Consider the following 18,030-nt stretch of genomic DNA (forward strand, 5'->3'; position numbering starts at 1 on the left):
GGGCTTTTCCAAAGAACCTTGGGGAGAAGTAAGTTACTTCTTGCCGCCGAAGCCCTTGAAGCGAGCGTTGAAGCGCTCGACGCGGCCTGCAGAGTCCATGATGCGCTGCTTGCCCGTGTAGAACGGGTGGGACTCGGAGGAGATTTCGACGTCGATGACCGGGTAGGTGTTCCCGTCTTCCCACTCGATGGTCTTCTTGGAAGACACGGTGGACTTGGTCAGGAACTTGACGCCGGAAGCCAGGTCGTTGAAAACAACAGCTTCGTACTTCGGGTGGATATCAGACTTCATAATGGGACCTTTGTTCGCACAACTGGATTTTGCCAGTTGCCAGGTATGAATGGGATGGCCGCTGTCTGCATCAAAGGCAAGCAAAAGACGCAGTGCAACCAGCTATCAATCATAGCGGATCCGCGATGCAGTGACGAACCGATGGCCGGGCCGGCACACGGACTCAGTCGAGCAGGAGCCCTGTTCCGCTAGCAGTCACAACGTTGCTCCAATACGCTGCAACAGGACACAACAACACCGCCGTACCTGGCCGAACTCATCGAAAAGATTTCCACGAACAGATGGGCACTTCAATGACAACGCGAGAAATCAACTCAGTCGGCGCGCCGTGCTGGGTCGACACGTTCCAGCCGGAGCCCCGGGCCGCCATGGACTTCTACGGCCCGCTCTTCGGCTGGAGTTTCGATGATCCCACCCCAATGCCGACCGGCCTCGAGGGCGACTACTTCGCCGCGCGCCTCCGCGGCCGGCTGGTGGCCGGGATCGGCCAGGCGCCACAGTTATCCCCGCCGGTGTGGAACACCCACGTGCGTGTCAGCGACGTCGCCCAGACCCTTGCACGTGCCGAACAAGCGGGAGGCACGTGCCTGGCAGGACCATTTGGTGGCGGCTCGGACGGCGGCATTGCTGTCCTCGCCGACGCCACCGGCGTCCCGTTCTGCGTGCGGCAGGCTGGCGAGAGGGACGGCGCTGAGGTAGCCAACGAGCCGAACTCGTGGGCGATGAGCTCGCTGCACACGACGGACGTCGAGCGAGCGCAGGCATTCTACGGCGCTGTGTTCGATTGGGAGCTCGAGTCGGTGCCGGACGCTGCCTTCTCGCTGTGGCGACGCTCAGAGCGAGTCGTGGCCGTCGTGACGGCGACGGACGGCGTCGCGGTCCCGCCACATTGGAGCGTCAATTTCTCCGTCCACGACGCGGACGCCATCGCCCAGCACGCTGTCGCCCTTGGGGGCACCATCTTGATGGCCCCAATAAACACCCCGGGATTTCGCAGCGCGGTGATCGGCGACCCTCAAGGCGGCTTCATCGCGGTCAGCGCAGCCGCCAGCTGAGCGTGCCGTATATGGGGCCGTCGCGAGGGATGGACTCATGACACATGCACGTTTTGGGACCCTCGGCACCAACCCGGGTGGGCGCGATGAGCTCGAGGTTCGACGTGCAGGAGCTGCTGCAGCGCTCGACTGCCCGGCGATCAATTACGGGGCCGCAGCTCCCAAAAGGCCACGGCGGATGCGGCCGCCACGTTCAGCGAATCGACTCCGGTGCGCATGGGGATCTTTATGGCGAGGTCGACGGCGGCCAGCGTCTCTGCGCTCATGCCGGCACCCTCCGTTCCCAGCACCAGTGCAAGCCTTTCCGGGTTGCGCGCAGCAAGCTCGTCGAGATTCACAGCGTCCGGTGTGAGTTCCATGGCCGCCACCGTGAAGCCCTGGTCCCGGAGCAGGCCAAGGTCCTGTGGCCAGCTGTGCAGCCTCGCCCAGGGCACCTGGAACACCGTACCCATGCTCACGCGGACGCTGCGCCGGTACAGCGGGTCCCCGCAGCGGGGAGACACGAGGACGGCGTCCACGTCCAGTGCCGCCGCGGAACGGAAGATGGCCCCGACGTTCGTGTGGTCCACGATGTCTTCCAGCACCGCCACCCGGCGGGCACCGGCGAGCAGTTCGGGGAGCGGAACCGGCGCGGGCCGGTGCATGGCCGCCATGGCCCCCCGGTGGAGGTGGAAGCCGGTGATCTCCTCGAGGAGCACCGAGCTTCCCACATAAGCCGGAACCTCCGGATACTGCTCGAAGACGTCCGCAAGGTCCGGAAGCCACTTTTCCGCGAGGAAGAACGACCGGGGCCGGTGGCCCGCTGCAAGTGCCCGACGGAGCACCCTGGAAGATTCCGCGATGTACATGCCCTCGGCCGGCTCACGGACCTTGCGCAGGTGCACGTCCGTCAGCTGGGTGTAATCCGAGACGCGCGGGTCTTCGGCGGTTTCGAGATAGTGGAAAGTCACCGGCCGATTATTTCAGCAGATTGGCGATCATGAAGCCAAGAGCGACGAGCCCAAGGGCGAAGATGATGCCGCGCAGGACAGGCGGCGAGAGCCTGCGGCCCACCTTGGCGCCGACCAGGCCGCCGATGAGCGAGCTCACGGCGATGATTGCCACCACGGTCCAGTTGATCCGGTCGAAGGCGAAGAGCATGTAGGACGTGGCCGCGATCAGATTGACCCCGAGCACCAGGATGTTCTTCATCGCGTTGGCGTTCTGGATCGTCCCCGTCATGAAGACACCAAGGATGCCGACCAGCAGAATTCCCTGTGCGGCAACGAAGTAACCTCCGTAGACGCCGGCGAGATAGACGAGCACCACAAGGAGGACACCGTGGTGCTTGTCCCGGAGGGCATGCTCAGGATTCTCTTCCCTGTTGCGTACCCAGCGCTGCAGCCGGGGCTGGAACACGACCATCAGCAGGGCCAGCACAATCAGGGCCGGCGCCGCATAGTGGAAGACTTTCTCGGGGAGATGGAGCAGGAGCCACGCGCCGGTTATGCCGCCGAGCAGAGAAGCCGGAAGCATCTTCAGCAGCTGCCGGCCGCGTCCTTCGAGCTCACGGCGGTAGCCCCACGCGCCGGCCGCGCCTCCGGCCACGAGGCCCATGGCGTTGCTCATGGAGGCCGTCACCGGCGCCAGTCCCAAAGCAATCAGAACCGGGAAGGTGACCAGGGTGCCGGAGCCCACCACGCTGTTGATGGTGCCGGCCCACAGGCCGGCAAAGAACACAAGGATGCCGCTGAAAAACTCCACGCTGCCCCGGCCGACCCGTCAGCGGCGGGCAGTTGCGGTGTAACGCCCGGCGTTGACCGCGACATCCAGAGGCAGGCCGAAGGTCTCGCTCAGGTTGCCGGAGGTGAGGACCTCCTCGACGGCACCGGAAGCCACGACGCCGCCGTCGCGCATGAGCATGGCGTGGGTGAAGCCCGGGGGGACTTCCTCCAGGTGGTGCGTAACGAGCACGATGACGGGAGCGTCCTCGTCGCGGGCCAGTTCGCTCAGGCGGTGGACCAGGTCCTCGCGGCCGCCAAGGTCCAGTCCGGCGGCCGGCTCGTCCAGCAGCAACAGTTCGGGGTCGGTCATGAGCGCGCGTGCGATCTGGACACGTTTGCGCTCGCCCTCGGAAAGCGAGGCGAAGGAACGGTTCAGCAAGGGCCCCATCCCCCACTCATTCAGGAGGGCAAAGGCGCGGCGTTCGTCGTCCTTCTCGTATCCCTCGCGCCAGCGTCCGGTGACGCCATAGGCGGCCGTGACCACAACGTTGAGCACCGTCTCGTGCTCCGGGATCTGGTTGGCCAGCGCGGCTGAGGACAGACCGATGCGGGGCCGCAGTTCGAAGACGTCAACGGCGCCGAGGATCTCCTCGAGAATGCCGGCCATGCCGCTTGTCGGGTGAAGCCGGGCGGCTGCGATCTGCAGCAGAGTGGTCTTGCCGGCGCCGTTGGGTCCGAGGATCACCCAGCGCTCGCCTTCCTGGACCTGCCAGTCCACCTTGCTCAGGAGCGTTTTGGCTCCGCGGACAACGCTGACGGCGGCCATTTCAAGAACATCACTCATAGGAGTAGACACTAGGACAAAACAGGGTGCGACTGATAACTGGAACGCTGTTCCCTGACCCGCACCCGCAGCCGCCGAAACGAATTCGGGGGCCACGGATGCGCTCGCTAAGATTGCAGCCATGACTTCGAACGTGACTGCGGTCAGCTACGGCGTGAAATTGTCCCCCTCGGAACCGGAAAATCTCAGGTCCCTGCTGGCCGGCTCCGGCACGGATTTTGAGGCGGCTTCCCGCAGCGAAAACGGCCGCTATGACGTCTGCACGGTTAACTTTGCGGTGCCGTCCGGCTCCGCGGCGGACATCGCTGGCCTCCGGCACCGCGTGGCCGCGGCGAAGGAGCAGGCGGGCCGTGACGGCGTGGATACGGCCATCGTGCCCGCGGAACTGAGGACGGCAGAGCGGAAGTTCCTCATCATGGACGTGGACTCCACGCTCATCCAGCAGGAGGTCATCGAACTGCTGGCCGCCTACGCCGGCAAACGTGACGAAGTAGCTGCGGTCACCGAAGCCGCCATGCGGGGGGAACTGGACTTCGCCCAAAGCCTCCACGCCCGGGTGGCCGTGCTCGCCGGGCTGCCGGCCGCCGTCGTCGATTCCGTGCGCGCTGAAGTGAAACTCAGCGAGGGCGCCGCGGAGCTGGTGGCGGCGTTCAAGGCCGCGGGCCATGTGGTGGCAGTGGTGTCCGGCGGCTTCAACCAGATACTTCGCCCCATCGCCGAGGATCTTGGCTTGGACTATTGGATCGCCAACGAGCTGGAAATTGTCGACGGCGCCCTCACCGGCAAAGTGCTTGGTGCCGTGATTGACCGTGCCGCGAAGGAGAAGTACCTGCGCGAATGGGCCGCCGCGGAAGGCGTCGCGATGGAGCACACTGTCGCCGTGGGCGACGGCGCCAACGACCTGGACATGCTCGGGGCAGCCGGAATCGGCGTTGCTTTTAACGCCAAGCCTGCTGTCCGGGCCGTGGCGGATGCCGCGGTGAACATGCCGTATCTCGACGCCGTCCGGCACATCGCCGGCGTCTGAGCCGCAGAAACGCTCGTTGGCTGGCTCGATTCAGCCGGACGGCGGCGCGTACTGGCTCGCCGTGAACACCGCTCCTCCGGGATCCCGGATCAGGACCGTACGCGTCCATGCGGTGTCCTCCTGCCGCAGGACGTCGGCGCCCAGCCGCTCTGCATCGTGGGCCGTCCGGTCCCGGTCTGCGACAGTGAACGTCACGTGCCACCGCGGCCGCTCGCCGGGGCCCGCGGAGACAAGCCAGCCGACGGCGTCCTCGAAACCGCGGGGGACGGCGTCCCCCGACTGGCGAGCCCTGATGTCGGGATCGACAGTGGCCTCGAGGTGGTCACCGTACCCGGGGCAGCGGATCATCGTTCCGAAATCGAGGTAGTCGAACTGCCAGTCGAAAGCCTTGGTGTAGAAGGCGACCGCTGCCTCGATGTTTGTTGTGTGGAGGTCGCTGAAGTTCCACCCGCCAGGCCGGTTGACCGCCTGGGCACCGGGCCGCTCCCGGGCCTGCCAGATACGGAACTCGGCGCCGTCGGGGTCGGCCAGCACCGCCTGCACGCTTCCTGAGCCCGCATCGGCAGGAGCCGATTTCAGTGTTGCGCCAACAGACAACAGGTGGCGCGCGGCGGCGTCCGCGTCCTCGACGGAGACGTACGTGTTCCAGGCGGGGGCGCCGGTTCCGGGTCCGCCGATCGCGGCAGCCTCCTGGCCGTCGAGCCTGGCTATTACGTACCTATCAGGTGCACGGGGCGGGGCCGTGTCCTCGAACTCCCACCCGAAGAGTCCGCCGTAGAACACCATGGCGGCCTCCACATCAGGCTGTTGGGTGTCCACCCAGCACGGGACACCCGACGGGTAGCTCCGGCGGGCCGCCTCTCCTTGCTGTTCCATGCATAAGACCCTAAGCCGCGCGGGCTCCTCGGACAACGCCTCGACGCCCCGAAAGAGCCTCAGTCACAGAAGAGAGCTCCGGGCAGGCGTACTGCCCGGAGCTCTTCGTGATTAGTGCCGTCGCCTGGAGAACCGGCTCTCCAGGGAGACCGGGAATCGCTACTCGGCGCTCTTGCCGAAGTAGTCGGCGCCGCCGGCATATTCCGTGTGGCCGGACTCGACGTCGGCAGTTGCCATGCCCGCTACCACTTCAGCAAACTCTTCGACGGAGTACAGCTTGCCGGCTTCCGCGCGACGGGCCTCGATGGCGCCCGGGTTGGAGCGGTCCAGCAGGGTCGCCGTCACGGTACCTTCGATCATGTCCCCGGAAACGACCACCAGTGAGATGCCCTTGTCTGCCAGGTTGGGCAGCAGTTCACGGAGCGCGTCCTCGCCGGCGCGCTTGCTGCGGGCAACCGGCTCGTACTCCGGCATGGTGGCCACTGAGTTGATGAAGTGGGCCTGGTGGCTGGTGACGAACACCACGCGCGAACCCTCCTTCATGAGCGGAACGGCGGCGTTGAGCATGTTGACCTGAGCGTCGCGGTTCAGCTTGAGGGCGTAACCCTCTTCCATGCCCGACTCCATGCCGCCCGATGCGTTGAGCACCAGAACGTCCAGCGAGCCGAAGTTTTCCATGGCAGCACTGGCGAGTGCCTGCACGCCTTCCTGGGTGGTCAGGTCCGCACCGACTGCCACCGCACGGCCGCCCGCGGCTTCGATTCCGGCCACGACTTTGTTGGCGCGCGGCGCCTTCTGCCGGTAGTTGACGACGACGGCGGCACCCTCGCCGGCGAGGTTCTTGGCCACTTCGGCACCGATTCCCCGCGAGGATCCGGTCACGATGGCGGTCTTGTTGTCCAGCAGGCCCATACGAGCTCCCTTTGTTCGAAACGTCTAAATTGCTGTAGGTCTGCAGTCAATCATGCCAGCGCACACTCCCAATTCCTTTGTTTGACCTCCACAAAGAAGCCCGGGGCAGGTAGTCCGGCCGACGCTCTGTTGGACACCGCCGGCAGGGCGTTGGTCCCCGGGGTGGGGGCGCAGCGTGAGCGTCCGGCTCCTAGTGGCCCATCCCGAGGCCGCCGTCGACCGGGATGACGGCGCCGGAGATGTACGACGCCTCGTCGCTGGAGATCCACCGGACAACGTTGGCCACCTCGGAGGCGTCTGCGAATCGTCCCGCCGGCACCTTGGAGAGGTAGTCCTTCTGGGTAGCCTCGGGCAGCTCTGCCGTCATGTCGGTGTTGATGAAGCCCGGCGCCACAACGTTCGCCGTGATGCCGCGCGAGCCGAGTTCGCGGGTGAGGGAGCGGGCGATCCCGACGAGTCCGGCCTTGGAGGCGGAGTAGTTGATCTGGCCCGGTGCGCCGTAAAGACCGGAGACCGAGGAGATGAGGACCACGCGTCCCTTGCGCAGCCGGATCATGCCCTTGGAGGCACGCTTGATGACGCGGAACGCGCCGGTGAGGTTGGTGTCGATCACTGAGGTGAAATCGTCTTCGCTCATGCGCAGCAGCAGGGTGTCCTTGGTGATGCCGGCGTTCGCGACCAGCACCTCAACGGGGCCGTGCGCGTTCTCGACCTCGGTGAACGCGGCGTCGACGGACGCTTCGTCGGTCACATCGGCCCTGACCCCGAGGATGCCGTCCGGAAGCTTGGACTCGCTCCGGTAGGTCACAGCCACTTTGTCCCCGTTGGCCAGGAAGGCCTCGGCAATGGCGAGGCCGATGCCGCGGTTTCCGCCGGTGATGAGGACGCTGCGGGCCGGGGCGGCTGCTTCAGACATGGGTACTCCGGATTTCTGCGAAGCCTGGCTCCGCTGTGGTGGCTCGATTTTTGACTGCCTCCGATCTTAGCGCCCGTTTGGGCGGCTCCCCCGGATGGTGAGAGAATTAGGTAAGCCATTGGAGCGTGATTAGACAGCCGTGACAACCCACCACCAGCCCGGACAGCCGATGCCCGAGAAGCCTGGCACCGCATCCGGTCAGTCGGAGGTGCACAGCATTACGGACGCCGCTGCAGCGCATTCCGAGGACATGCGGGATCGCATGATCAAGTACGCGGTGGCCATGGGGATCCGCATGGTCTGCCTCATCCTGATCTTCGTGGTGGATGGCTGGCTCAAGCTCGTGGCTGTGGCGGGTGCGGTCTTCCTGCCATGGATCGCCGTGGTGATCGCCAACGGTTCCGACCAGGCCGAAATCCACAGCGACTCGCTCCTCGACTACACACCGTACGCTGAACTGGAAGCATCCGGCATCGCCTGGGAGGGTGACGCCGAGGGAGAGCCGCCAACGGTGTTGCAGGGCGAGCTGATCAGCGATGAAGAAGACGACGACGGCCGGGGACAGAAAGCTTCATGAACATTTTCAACCTGGGCGGCGGTGCGGGCGAGACCGCCGGCCCGGCCTCCGCAGCCATGTGCTCACGTAAAGCCTGCCGCGCAGACGCGTCGTGGCAATTGCTCTGGAACAACCCGAAGATCCACACTCCGGACCGCCGCAAAGTGTGGCTGGCGTGCGGTGGGCACAAGGAATGGCTGGAAGACTATCTGCAGACGCGCGGGCTGTGGAAGGAAACTGTCCCGCTCGACGCCGCCTCAACAACCGGCGGGAACAGCTGAATGTACCGGTTCCTGTTCTCCAGCAAGTGGCTGGGCTATCTCCTGCTGGCTGCGGTCTTTGCCACCGGCTGTGTGTTCCTGGGCCGCTGGCAGATGGACCGCCGCGCGGAAACCCTGGCTGAAATCCAGCGGGTCACGTCCAACTATTCGGCCGCGCCGATCAGCTTTTCGGACGCAAAAAACCAGTTCCGGCAGCTCGATGCGTCCAAGGAGTGGACGCAGGTGGAGCTGCGCGGCAGCTACGACTCCGCGGGGCAGCGCATCGTCCGCAACCGCCCCCTGAACGGCCAGCCGGGCTACGAAGTCGTGGTGCCGTTCAGGCTGGTCTCCGGCGAAACCGTCGTGATAGACCGCGGCTGGCTGCCGATCGGCAACAACAATCCAGGGCACCCGGATTCGGTTCCGGCGCCGCCGTCCGGGCAGATTACCGCAGTGGTGCGGCTGAAGCACGGTGAACCGGCCCTGCAGCGCGGCGCCCCGGACGGGCAGCTCCCCTCCATCGACCTGCCGGCGTACTCGGCCCAACTCGGATATCCGCTCCTGACCGGCGCCTATGGCCAGCTCGCCTCCGAAACGCCGCCGGCTGCCGAGATGCCCCAGGCGTTCCCGATGCCGTCGGTCGAAGAAGGCACACACCTTTCCTACTCGCTCCAGTGGTTCGCGTTCGGCATCCTGATGTTCGTCGGCTTCGGGTACGCCGCGCGCCAGCAGGCCCGGAACGCAGCGATTGACGCCGAAGACGCTGCGACTTCCGGCGCCGGCGGTGACACTGGCCACACCGCCGCGGGAGCCCGCCGTCGTCCGCCCGTACCGCGGAAACGGAAGCGCGCCACGGCCGAAGAAGAGGAAGACGCGATCCTGGATGCCCAGGGATACTGACGGCAGGAGCAAGGACATTCCTTCCGATCCTGTGGCCAACGTACGGCGCGCCCTCACCGAGGCAGGTGCACGCGACACTGTCACGGTGTTGCCAGGCAAAGTCCCGACGGCGGCCGCCGCGGCTGCCGCGCTCGGCTGCGACGTCGCTGCTATCACCAACAGCCTGGTGTTCGAACTAGACGGCGCTCCCCTACTCATCCTGGCCAGCGGCGCGGCCAGAGTTGACACGGGCTACGTCTCAGACCAGCTGGGGTCCGGAAAGGTCCGCCGCGCAACCCCGGCCTTCGTCCTGGAACACACCGGACAGGAAGTCGGCGGCGTGGCCCCGGTGGGCCATCCGCAGAGGATCCGGACACTCCTGGACGCATCGCTGGCAGCCCACCCCGTGCTCTGGGCCGGGGCGGGAGACCACCATTCGATGTTCTCGATCACGTACAAGGAGCTTGAGCGAATCACCGGAGCCCATGCGATACGGGTGCGGTAGGACCGGCCTCGGCGGACCGCAGCCGGCCCTTCCGGCCCGACGCTTCTTGATGTGCGCCCCGGGGCCGGCGGCGGACTGGGCTGAGCCAGCAGGCATGGGGGACACGAGCTGCTCAGGTGCCGCCGCCGGCCTGCCTAAATTCTACGCGCGCCGGCCCCGTTCAACCATGAGCTTTTTCAAGCCCGGTCCGGCACCATTCAACCTTGATCTTCGACGTCCTGGACGGATCGGGACAGCAGGCAGAACTCGTTGCCCTCGGGATCACCGAGTACCACCCAACTGACTTCCGGGCCCTGGCCCACGTCTGTGCGCCGAGGGCGAGCCGGCGCTCGAGCTCCTCGGAAGTGGACACGCCGTCAGCCGGCAGGTCGAAATGCAGCCGGTTCTTGATGGTCTTGCCTTCGGGCACAGCGATCACATCGATGGAAGGCCAGGTCCCCATCCTGCGGCGCAATGCTGGCCTCTTGAGGATGACCCGAAACCAGGGAGCCATTGCGAACAGGAGGCCTGCTAAGCCAGCGTGATGAGGTCCAGGTAGTCCTCGTTCCAGTGGTCCTCCACGCCGTCGGGCAGCAGCACGACGCGCTCGGGGTTCAGCGCCTCGACGGCGCCTTCATCGTGGCTTACCAGCACGACGGCGCCGGTGTAGTTGCTCAGGGCGCCAAGGATTTCAGCGCGGCTGGCGGGGTCGAGGTTGTTGGTGGGCTCGTCGAGGAGGAGCACGTTTGCGCTCGAGGCGACGATGGTGGCCAGCGCCAGACGCGTCTTCTCACCGCCGGAAAGCACACCGGCGGGCTTGTCGACGTCGTCGCCTGAGAACAGGAACGAGCCGAGGATTCCGCGCACTTCGGAGTCGTTCATGTCCGGGGCGGAGGACCGCATGTTCTGCAGCACGGTCCGGTCGACGTCGAGCGTCTCGTGTTCCTGGGCGTAGTAACCCACCTTCAGGCCGTGGCCGGGAATGACTTCGCCGGTGTCAGGCTTGTCGACGCCGGCGAGCATCCGGAGCAGCGTGGTCTTGCCGGCGCCGTTGAGGCCCAGGATGACCACCTTGGAGCCGCGATCGATCGCGAGGTCCACATCGGTGAAGATTTCCAGCGAGCCGTAGGACTTGCTGAGGCCGTCCGCGGTGAGCGGGGTCTTGCCGCAGGGCGAGGGATCCGGGAAACGCAGGGCTGCCACACGGTCGGTCTCGCGGACTGCCTCGAGCCCGCCGAGGAGCCGTTCGGCACGCTTGGCCATGTTCTGGGCGGCGACAGCTTTGGTGGCCTTGGCGCGCATCTTGTTGGCCTGGTCGAACAGGACCTGGGCCTTCTTCTCGGCGTTGGCGCGCTCCCTCTTGCGGGCTCGCTCGTCGGTTTCGCGCTGCTGGAGGTAGCGCTTCCAGTCCATGTTGTAGAAGTCGATCTGCGCGCGGTTGGCGTCGAGCAGGAAGACTTTGTTCACGGTGGCTTCGAGCAGTTCCGTGTCGTGGCTGATCACGATCAGACCACCCTGGTGGCTCTTGAGGAACTCACGAAGCCAAGAAATCGAATCGGCGTCGAGGTGGTTGGTGGGCTCATCGAGGAGCATTGTCTCGGCGCCCGAATACAGGATGCGGGCGAGTTCCACGCGGCGGCGCTGGCCACCGGAAAGCGTCTTCAGCGGCTGGTTCAGCAACCGATCCGGCAGGGCGAGGTTGGAGCAGATCGCCGCAGCCTCGGCCTCTGCCGCGTAGCCGCCTGCCGCCAGGAACTCTGATTCCAGCCGGTCGTAGCGGTTCATGGCTTTGCGCTGGACGGCGGCGTCCTCGCTGGCCATCTCTTCGTGTGCCACGCGGAGCTTGCTGACGGCGACGTCCAGGCCGCGGACGGACAGGATGCGGTCACGGGCGAGCTGTTCCATGTCCGGCGTGCGCGGATCCTGGGGCAGGTAGCCGATCTCGCCGCTGCGGGAAACCTTGCCGCCGGCGGGCAGGCCCTCGCCCGCGAGCACCCGGGTCAGCGTGGTCTTGCCTGCACCGTTACGGCCCACGAGGCCGATCTTGTCTCCCTTGTCGATCCGGAAGCTCACCTGGTCCATAAGGAGGCGGGCGCCGGCGCGCAGTTCAAGATCCTGGACGGTAATCAAAGCAGGTAAGGCCTTTCACAACAGGGAACGCAGCGGCACAGCGGATCGTAACTTGTGGGTGCCGGGGCGGTGCGGCCGAGAGAACGGCCTATACAAGTCTACCGGCCTCGGGCGCCCTGCATAACCGGCACGAACACAGTCGCCTGACTGCGCTGGGCGCGGGCTTTTGTGCCCAGCGCTAAGGCCCGGCACGCCTCCCTTGTAGAACAGCTACAAAATGCACCTATCTCCGCGCCAGTAACGTCAACATCAGCCGATAATTGTTTGTATCTCTCCGACAGGACCTCCCATGACCCAGACCCGTCCCCCCGCCGCCAGCGTGAAGAAACGCAGCCGCTGGAACGCCACCGACCTCGGCCTCATCGCCGTTTTCGCCGCCCTGGTGGCCGCCTCCGCTCTCGTAGCCGCGATTCCTGTGGGCGGACTGGGCGTTCCCATCACGCTTCAGACCCTCGCCGTGATGCTCACCGGGCTGGCGCTCGGACCGGGCAGGGCGTTCGCCGCCGTGGGGCTCTACACCCTGCTGGGACTCGCCGGACTCCCCATTTTTAGCGGCGGCCGCAGCGGGCTGGGCATCCTGGCCGGCCCCTCGGCCGGCTACATTATCGGCTTCCCACTGGCCGCCGCCGTCGTCGGCTGGCTCGCAGCCATCGTTATACGGCGCACGCTCAAGTACCGCGGCGTGTTCCTCTTCGCCGCGGCCATGGTTACGAGCATCGTCGTCGTGCACGCGCTCGGCGTGCTCGGCATGATGGTCAACGCCAAGCTGGACCTGTCCAAGGCCTTCCTTGCCGACCTCCCCTTCTACCCGGGCGACATCATCAAGAACGTCCTCGCCGTCACGGTGGCGCTGGCCCTGCACAAGGCCTTTCCGGACCTGCTTGCCCGCCGCGTCCGGCCGCTGGGTTCCCCAAGCGCGTCCAGCGTGGTTCCCTCAACGGCACCTCCTTCAAGCGCAGCTCCTTCTAGCGCGGCGCCCTCCGGGCAGCAGTCCTCCAACCAGCCGTGAGCCTGATCTCCCTCAGCACCGTGGGTGTCCGGGTGGCCGTCGACGGCCACCCAGACCCTAAGGTGCTGCTTCAGGACGTGACGCTCAGCCTCGCCGAACGGCGGATCGGCGTTATCGGCGCCAACGGATCCGGCAAGTCCACCCTCCTCCGGCTCCTGAACGGCCTCGTCGCGCCCACCGAAGGAACGGTCACCGTCAACGGTTTGGACACCGTCCGGAAAGTGCGGTCCATCCGTCAGCAGGTTGGCTTCGTGTTCACCGATCCCCTGTCCCAGCTGGTCATGCCGACGGGCAGGGAGGACGTTGAACTGTCCCTCCGGCGCTCGGTCAGGAACGGAACCGAACGCCGCGAAAGGGCCGACGCCGCGCTGGACCGCTTCGGCCTCCTGCCGTTGGCGGACCAGAGCATCTACGAGCTTTCCGGCGGCGAACGGCAGCTGCTGGCGCTGGCGGTGGTACTCGCGGTGGAACCCGACGTACTGGTCCTGGACGAACCGTCCACGCTTCTGGACCTCCGGAACCGTGAACTGCTGCGGCGCACGATCGCGGGACTCCGCCAGCAAATCGTCATGTCCACCCATGACCTTGAGCTCGCCCTCGAGATGGACCGCGTCCTGGTAGTCGAGTCCGGCCGGATAGCTTTCGACGGCGATGCTGCCGCCGCCGTCGCGCATTACCGCTCGTTGTGCGCCGCTGGCCTTGAGGTCCCGCACAGTGGGGGCGCGGGCAGTGGGGATGCGAGGTGAGGGGGCACGGCTTCCTGCTCGCCAACTACGTGGCAGGCAGGTCCCTGATCCACCGCACTCCCCTTTGGCTGAAGTTCCTTCTGGTGGTGGGCTGCGGCATGGCCTCGTTCCTGATTGTCGACTGGCGGCTGGCGGCCGCCGCGCTCACCCTGATGTGCGCCTTGTTCCTGCTGAGCGGCGCGGGTCCGGCCCGCCTCTTCCGCGCTGTCCGCCCGCTGCTTCCGGTGCTGCTGGCCATCGGCGTGTTCCAGTGGTGGCAGCTTGGGGCGCCCGTGGCGGCACGCATCGTCCTGAACGTCCTGCTATGCGTCGTGGCGGCATCGCTGCTGACGGCAACCACACCGCTGCAGCGGCTCCTGGACGGAGTGGTGTCCCTTGCCCGGCCGTTCACGCGCTTCGGGGCGGATCCCGAACGGTTTGCCCTTACCATCGCGATCATGCTGCGCAGCATCCCCTTCATCGCCGGGGCCTACGCGGACGTCCGTGACTCGGCGCGCGCCCGCGGCCTGGAACGCAACCCGCGCGCGCTGGTCCTGCCGGTGTTTATCACCACCGTTGCCTATGCTCGCCACACCGGTGATGCCCTGGCCGCCCGCGGTTTGGGTGAACCCGAGGACGACTGACTCCGGCCGTGCTGCCTGCGGCCTAGAGCCGGGCGTACCTGAACAGGGCAGCCGTTCCCATGCCCCCGGCAATGCTGATCATCGCGAGAGCGAGTTTCTCCTGATCCGGAGTGCGGCGGGCCTGGGCCAGCAGCCTCGTGACCAGGACGGCGCCGGATGCCCCGTACGCATGGCCGAGCGCCAGAGCACCGCCGTCGGCATTGGCTCGCTGCGGATCGATGCGCAGCCGGTCCATGCATGCCAGCGTCTGGGAGGCGAACGCCTCATTGAATTCCACAAGGTCCACGACGTCGGCCGTCTCACCCCGCGCTGCCAGCAGCCGCTCTGCGGCTGATGCGGCGCCGATGCCGAGGAGCCGCGGCTCCACCCCGGCTGTATCAGTTCCCAGGACGGCCAGCCCATCAGCCGCGCCCAGTTCCCGTGCCCGCGCCAGCGAGGTGATGACGACGGCGGCAGCGCCGTCCGCGTCGAAGCAGGAGTTACCGGCGGTGACGGTCCCGGATTCCACAAAGGCAGCCGGAAACCTCGCCATCAGGGACTCACTGAGCCGGGGCCGGGGCCCGTCGTCGGCTGTCACCCTGCCGGCAGCCGCCTCCAGCGGGACGATCTCCCGGTCGTAGGCGCCGTTTGCGGCGGCGGCAACAGCCCTGCGGTGGCTGCGCAGCGCGAAGTCGTCCTGCCGCGAACGGCTGATGCCGAACTCGGCTGCCACGTTCTCAGCGGCCACCCCCATGTCCGGATCGCCCATGCTGTGCGGCGCAAACTGGGCCCGGCTGAAAAAGGCGGGAACGCCGTCGTCGTCCCGGTGCGCGCGCAGCGGCGCGGTGCTGATGCTTTCCACTCCCCCGGCCAGATACAAGCCGCCGCCACCCGCCGCAACGAGCCGTGACGCAAGGACGATGGCGTCAAGGCCGGAGCCGCACTGCCGGTCGACGGTAAGGCCCGGGACAGTGACCGGGAAGCCTGCCTCAAGGGCCGCCAGCCGGGCCACGTTGCCGCCGCCGCCCACCGCATTGCCGATGACGACGTCGGCCACTTCAGCAGCCCCGATCCCGCTTTGGGCCAGCAGCGCGCCCAGCACCGGCGCCAGGAGTTCGTGGGCGCGGAGCCGCTTCAGGGCGCCGTTTGCCCGGCAAAGGGGCGTGCGCAACGCGGCGATGATGACCGGCTGCCGCTCAGCCGGGAGGGGCTGCTGCGCCTGCGTTTCTGTCCTGCCCGCCTCAGACACGCGATCCGACTCAGACAAGGCGCCGGACGCGGGAGTCGCGGGCGGTGATCCAGTCGAGCATGACGCGGCGGCTGATCTTTCCACGGTCCGTCAGCGGAAGCTCGGCAAGGGCGAAATACTGCAGCGGCCTCTTGTCCTTCGGCAGGATTTCCTCGAGACCGGTCTTGAGCTGGGTGGCGGTGACCCCGCCGTGCGACGGGACGATCCCGGCCACCACGCGCTGGCCACGGACGTCGTCGTCCATGCCGGCCGCCACGGCCGACGCCACGCCGGGAACGGAAGCCAGGGCCAGCTCGACTTCGTGCGGGTAGACATTCTTGCCGGCCGTGATGATCATGTCTGCGCGCCGGCCCAGGATGTGCAGCTCGCCGTTCTCCAGATACCCCTGGTCCCCCACTGTGAACCAGCCGTTGAAACACCGGAGCGCCTGCCCGTCGTCGCCCCACAGGTACCCGTTGCTGACCATGCCGCTCCGGACGCTGATGTTCCCTGCAGCCCCGTCGGTAAGGACATCGCCGGCGTCGTCCATGATCCTGACGTCGACGCCGGGAAACGGCCGGCCGATGCCGGTTCCACCGGCGTCCAGCGGCCTGCCGGCCGGAAGGCCGGTGCCGGACACGAAGCTCAGCTCCGACGCGCCGTAGTACTCGAAGATGGTGGCGTTCGGCGCCCACCGGCGGGCTGCTTCGAGGGTGCGGGCGTCAAGCTTTGAACCGGCGCAGATGATGCTCCGCAGGCCGGAGGCATCAACACAGCCGGTCAGCCCGCGTTCACTGAACAGTCGGAGCATGGTGGGGACCAGCACCAGCCGGGTAATGCCGTCGTGGCTGATGGCGGCGTGGACGTCGCCGACGTCGAAGGACTCGAGTGTGTGGAATTCCGAGCCCGCGTAGAGGCATTCGGCCAGGGCATAGAGGTTGAGGCTCGCCGCGAGCGGCCCCGGGGCAAGGGTTTTGTCCTCCTGGCTGAGGCCGAAGAACTCCATGGAGGCCTCGAAGGACTGCTGCCAGGAGCGCCTGGAACGGGTAAACGCCTTGGGAACGGAAGTGGTGCCGGAGGTCAGGCCGATCAGGAAGGACGACTCCGGATCACCGTCAGCAAGCCGCCCGTCAGCAAGCCGCCCGTCCGCGGCTGGCGCCCCCGCCGCTGCGCCCGCCCTTCCGGGGACCGCTTCAGCGGCTGGTCCCAACCGGTGAACTATCTCCGCCCGCAACTGCTCCGGCCATGTTGGATCGAGAACTGCGCACTGCCGCTCACCCGCTACAGCGGCGGCGAAGGCGACCGCAAAGTGCGTGGAATTCCGTTCGGCGAGCACCGTGATTTCGGCAGCGCCGCCGGCGGCAATGGCCTCCGCTTCGTCGCGGAGACCGGACCAGCTGAGCCGCTTGCCCGCCACGACGACGGCGGTGTCGTCGGGGCGTTCATCGGCCCAGCGCTGGAGTCTGTTGAGAAAAGGCATCGGACCAACTTTACCGGCGGAACCGGCTGCACCCATGCTGCAGACGACTATTGTGACAACATGAGCTTCAATGACGGAGTCGAAATAGACTCATCCCAAGTGGAAGACCGGCGGGGCGGCGGAATGGGCCGCGGACCGAAAATCGGGGGTGGCATCGGGGGCGGCGTAATCCTGCTTCTGGCTGCGCTGTTCGGCATCAATCCAGGGCTCCTCGAAGGACTGGTCGGCTCGGGGCAGGAACAGCCCGGCCAGAGCCAGGGAACGGCGCCCACGGAATGCAAACTCGGTACGGACGCCGATAGACGGCTCGATTGCAGGATCACCGGAACAGTGACCAGCCTCAACGCGTTCTGGCCGGCGTATCTGGCCGACTACAAGGTCAAGTACCCCCGGCCCAAGACGGTGCTTTTCACCGGCGGCACGGGCACCGCCTGCGGCGCGGCCACCTCAGAAGTAGGCCCCTTCTACTGCCCCGCGGACACCACGGCGTACTTCGACCCCGGTTTCTTCCAGGAACTCGTGGACCGCTTCGGCTCGTCGGGTGGCCCGCTGGCGCAGGAATACGTCGTGGCCCATGAATTCGGCCATCATATCCAGAACATCCTGGGCGACCTGGACAAGGCTCAGCAGGATCCGCAGGGTGCCCAGTCGGGTGGCGTCCGCGTTGAACTGCAGGCCGACTGCTACGCCGGCCTCTGGACCCGATACGCCACCACGCAGAAGGATCCCAAAACCGGCAAGCCGTTCCTGGAGCCGCTTACGCAGAAGGACCTTAACGACGCCCTCTCTGCCGCGTCCGCAGTCGGCGATGACCGCATCCAAAAGGCAGCCACGGGCCGGGTCTCGCCCGAGGGCTGGACCCACGGGTCCAGCGCCCAGCGGCAGAAGTGGTACTACCAGGGCTACAAGACCGGCGACATCAACCAGTGCGACACCTTCAGCGCCGCCACCCTCTAATCCAATCGGTTGCTCCGTAAGTGCCGTTCTGAGTCTTGATAAGGGCCCTTACGGAGCAATCGATGAGGGTACGAC

The 18,030-nt window shown here is 66.5% G+C and carries 21 protein-coding genes; 10 read left to right on the forward strand and 11 right to left on the reverse strand.

The genetic code is table 11. The features are described from left to right. Nucleotides 1-33 precede the first annotated feature (33 nt). Nucleotides 34-291, reverse strand: coding sequence for a type B 50S ribosomal protein L31 (locus LQ144_RS15150; protein ID WP_028267311.1), 258 nt, complete (start codon nt 289-291; stop codon nt 34-36). A 293-nt stretch (nt 292-584) separates the two neighbouring features. On the opposite strand from LQ144_RS15150, the gene LQ144_RS15155 reads away from it, so the two are divergent. After that, nucleotides 585-1,346: a VOC family protein gene (locus tag LQ144_RS15155; RefSeq protein WP_230119532.1), complete on the forward strand. Its 762-nt coding sequence runs from the start codon at nt 585-587 to the stop codon at nt 1,344-1,346. A gap of 140 nt (nt 1,347-1,486) precedes the next feature. Here the strand turns inward: LQ144_RS15155 and LQ144_RS15160 are convergent, their stop codons facing one another. The 3 genes from LQ144_RS15160 to LQ144_RS15170 are packed head-to-tail and all read right to left on the reverse strand — an operon-like array spanning nt 1,487 to nt 3,893. Continuing rightward, entirely contained in the window at nt 1,487-2,296 is an 810-nt protein-coding gene (locus LQ144_RS15160; RefSeq protein ID WP_230119533.1) for an RNA methyltransferase, read from the reverse strand. 7 nt (nt 2,297-2,303) lie between these two features. Next, nucleotides 2,304-3,089 carry a sulfite exporter TauE/SafE family protein gene (locus tag LQ144_RS15165; protein ID WP_230119534.1) on the reverse strand — a complete coding sequence of 262 codons (786 nt, stop codon included), beginning with the start codon at nt 3,087-3,089 and terminating at the stop codon, nt 2,304-2,306. A gap of 18 nt (nt 3,090-3,107) precedes the next feature. Beyond that, nucleotides 3,108-3,893: an ABC transporter ATP-binding protein gene (locus LQ144_RS15170; protein WP_230119535.1), complete on the reverse strand. Its 786-nt coding sequence runs from the start codon at nt 3,891-3,893 to the stop codon at nt 3,108-3,110. A gap of 121 nt (nt 3,894-4,014) precedes the next feature. On the opposite strand from LQ144_RS15170, the gene serB reads away from it, so the two are divergent. After that, nucleotides 4,015-4,920, forward strand: coding sequence for a phosphoserine phosphatase SerB (gene serB / locus LQ144_RS15175; RefSeq protein WP_230119536.1), 906 nt, complete (start codon nt 4,015-4,017; stop codon nt 4,918-4,920). A gap of 30 nt (nt 4,921-4,950) precedes the next feature. Here serB and LQ144_RS15180 read toward each other — a convergent pair whose 3' ends face one another. The 3 genes from LQ144_RS15180 to LQ144_RS15190 form a co-directional block, all read right to left on the reverse strand. After that, nucleotides 4,951-5,796, reverse strand: coding sequence for a VOC family protein (locus tag LQ144_RS15180; RefSeq protein ID WP_230119537.1), 846 nt, complete (start codon nt 5,794-5,796; stop codon nt 4,951-4,953). Nucleotides 5,797-5,955: 159 nt separating this feature from the next. Then, entirely contained in the window at nt 5,956-6,708 is a 753-nt protein-coding gene (locus LQ144_RS15185; RefSeq protein WP_230119538.1) for an SDR family oxidoreductase, read from the reverse strand. 190 nt (nt 6,709-6,898) lie between these two features. Next, on the reverse strand, nt 6,899-7,624 hold the full coding sequence (locus LQ144_RS15190) for a beta-ketoacyl-ACP reductase (RefSeq protein WP_230119539.1): 726 nt from the start codon (nt 7,622-7,624) through the stop codon (nt 6,899-6,901). 169 nt (nt 7,625-7,793) lie between these two features. Between LQ144_RS15190 and LQ144_RS15195 the strand changes: the two genes are divergently transcribed. The 4 genes from LQ144_RS15195 to LQ144_RS15210 are packed head-to-tail and all read left to right on the forward strand — an operon-like array spanning nt 7,794 to nt 9,824. Beyond that, on the forward strand, nt 7,794-8,201 hold the full coding sequence (locus LQ144_RS15195) for a DUF3099 domain-containing protein (protein ID WP_230119552.1): 408 nt from the start codon (nt 7,794-7,796) through the stop codon (nt 8,199-8,201). After that, nucleotides 8,198-8,461, forward strand: a complete 264-nt coding sequence (locus LQ144_RS15200; protein ID WP_230119540.1) for a hypothetical protein — start codon at nt 8,198-8,200, stop codon at nt 8,459-8,461. The genes LQ144_RS15195 and LQ144_RS15200 overlap by 4 nt, the downstream gene beginning before the upstream one ends. Continuing rightward, on the forward strand, nt 8,462-9,340 hold the full coding sequence (locus LQ144_RS15205) for an SURF1 family protein (RefSeq protein ID WP_230119541.1): 879 nt from the start codon (nt 8,462-8,464) through the stop codon (nt 9,338-9,340). It begins immediately after the preceding gene. After that, nucleotides 9,324-9,824, forward strand: coding sequence for a YbaK/EbsC family protein (locus LQ144_RS15210; protein WP_230119542.1), 501 nt, complete (start codon nt 9,324-9,326; stop codon nt 9,822-9,824). The genes LQ144_RS15205 and LQ144_RS15210 overlap by 17 nt, the downstream gene beginning before the upstream one ends. A 160-nt stretch (nt 9,825-9,984) precedes the next feature. Here the strand turns inward: LQ144_RS15210 and LQ144_RS23145 are convergent, their stop codons facing one another. Then, on the reverse strand, nt 9,985-10,266 hold the full coding sequence (locus tag LQ144_RS23145; RefSeq protein WP_354962160.1) for a VOC family protein: 282 nt from the start codon (nt 10,264-10,266) through the stop codon (nt 9,985-9,987). A gap of 68 nt (nt 10,267-10,334) precedes the next feature. Then, the gene (locus LQ144_RS15220; protein WP_230119543.1) at nt 10,335-11,933 is read right to left on the reverse strand and encodes an ABC-F family ATP-binding cassette domain-containing protein; all 1,599 of its coding nucleotides are present in this window, start codon (nt 11,931-11,933) and stop codon (nt 10,335-10,337) included. Nucleotides 11,934-12,222: 289 nt separating this feature from the next. Here LQ144_RS15220 and LQ144_RS15225 point away from each other — a divergent pair, with 289 nt between their 5' ends. From LQ144_RS15225 to LQ144_RS15235, 3 genes are read left to right on the forward strand one after another with little or no spacing between them, the layout of a single operon-like run. Then, nucleotides 12,223-12,942, forward strand: a complete 720-nt coding sequence (locus tag LQ144_RS15225; protein ID WP_230119544.1) for a biotin transporter BioY — start codon at nt 12,223-12,225, stop codon at nt 12,940-12,942. Beyond that, entirely contained in the window at nt 12,939-13,688 is a 750-nt protein-coding gene (locus LQ144_RS15230) for an ABC transporter ATP-binding protein (RefSeq protein WP_230119545.1), read from the forward strand. Before LQ144_RS15225 ends, LQ144_RS15230 begins: the two co-directional genes overlap by 4 nt. Continuing rightward, entirely contained in the window at nt 13,685-14,311 is a 627-nt protein-coding gene (locus LQ144_RS15235; RefSeq protein ID WP_230119546.1) for an energy-coupling factor transporter transmembrane protein EcfT, read from the forward strand. Before LQ144_RS15230 ends, LQ144_RS15235 begins: the two co-directional genes overlap by 4 nt. 22 nt (nt 14,312-14,333) lie before the next feature. Here LQ144_RS15235 and LQ144_RS15240 read toward each other — a convergent pair whose 3' ends face one another. Both LQ144_RS15240 and LQ144_RS15245 read right to left on the reverse strand, forming a co-directional pair. Further along, nucleotides 14,334-15,539, reverse strand: a complete 1,206-nt coding sequence (locus LQ144_RS15240; RefSeq protein WP_230119547.1) for a thiolase family protein — start codon at nt 15,537-15,539, stop codon at nt 14,334-14,336. 10 nt (nt 15,540-15,549) lie between these two features. Further along, the gene (locus LQ144_RS15245; RefSeq protein ID WP_230119548.1) at nt 15,550-16,998 is read right to left on the reverse strand and encodes an AMP-binding protein; all 1,449 of its coding nucleotides are present in this window, start codon (nt 16,996-16,998) and stop codon (nt 15,550-15,552) included. A 60-nt stretch (nt 16,999-17,058) separates the two neighbouring features. Between LQ144_RS15245 and LQ144_RS15250 the strand changes: the two genes are divergently transcribed. Continuing rightward, nucleotides 17,059-17,955 carry a neutral zinc metallopeptidase gene (locus tag LQ144_RS15250; protein ID WP_230119549.1) on the forward strand — a complete coding sequence of 299 codons (897 nt, stop codon included), beginning with the start codon at nt 17,059-17,061 and terminating at the stop codon, nt 17,953-17,955. Nucleotides 17,956-18,030: the final 75 nt, after the last annotated feature.

The sequence above is a fragment of the Arthrobacter sp. Bi83 genome (assembly GCF_918698095.1).
Lineage (GTDB): Bacteria > Actinomycetota > Actinomycetes > Actinomycetales > Micrococcaceae > Arthrobacter.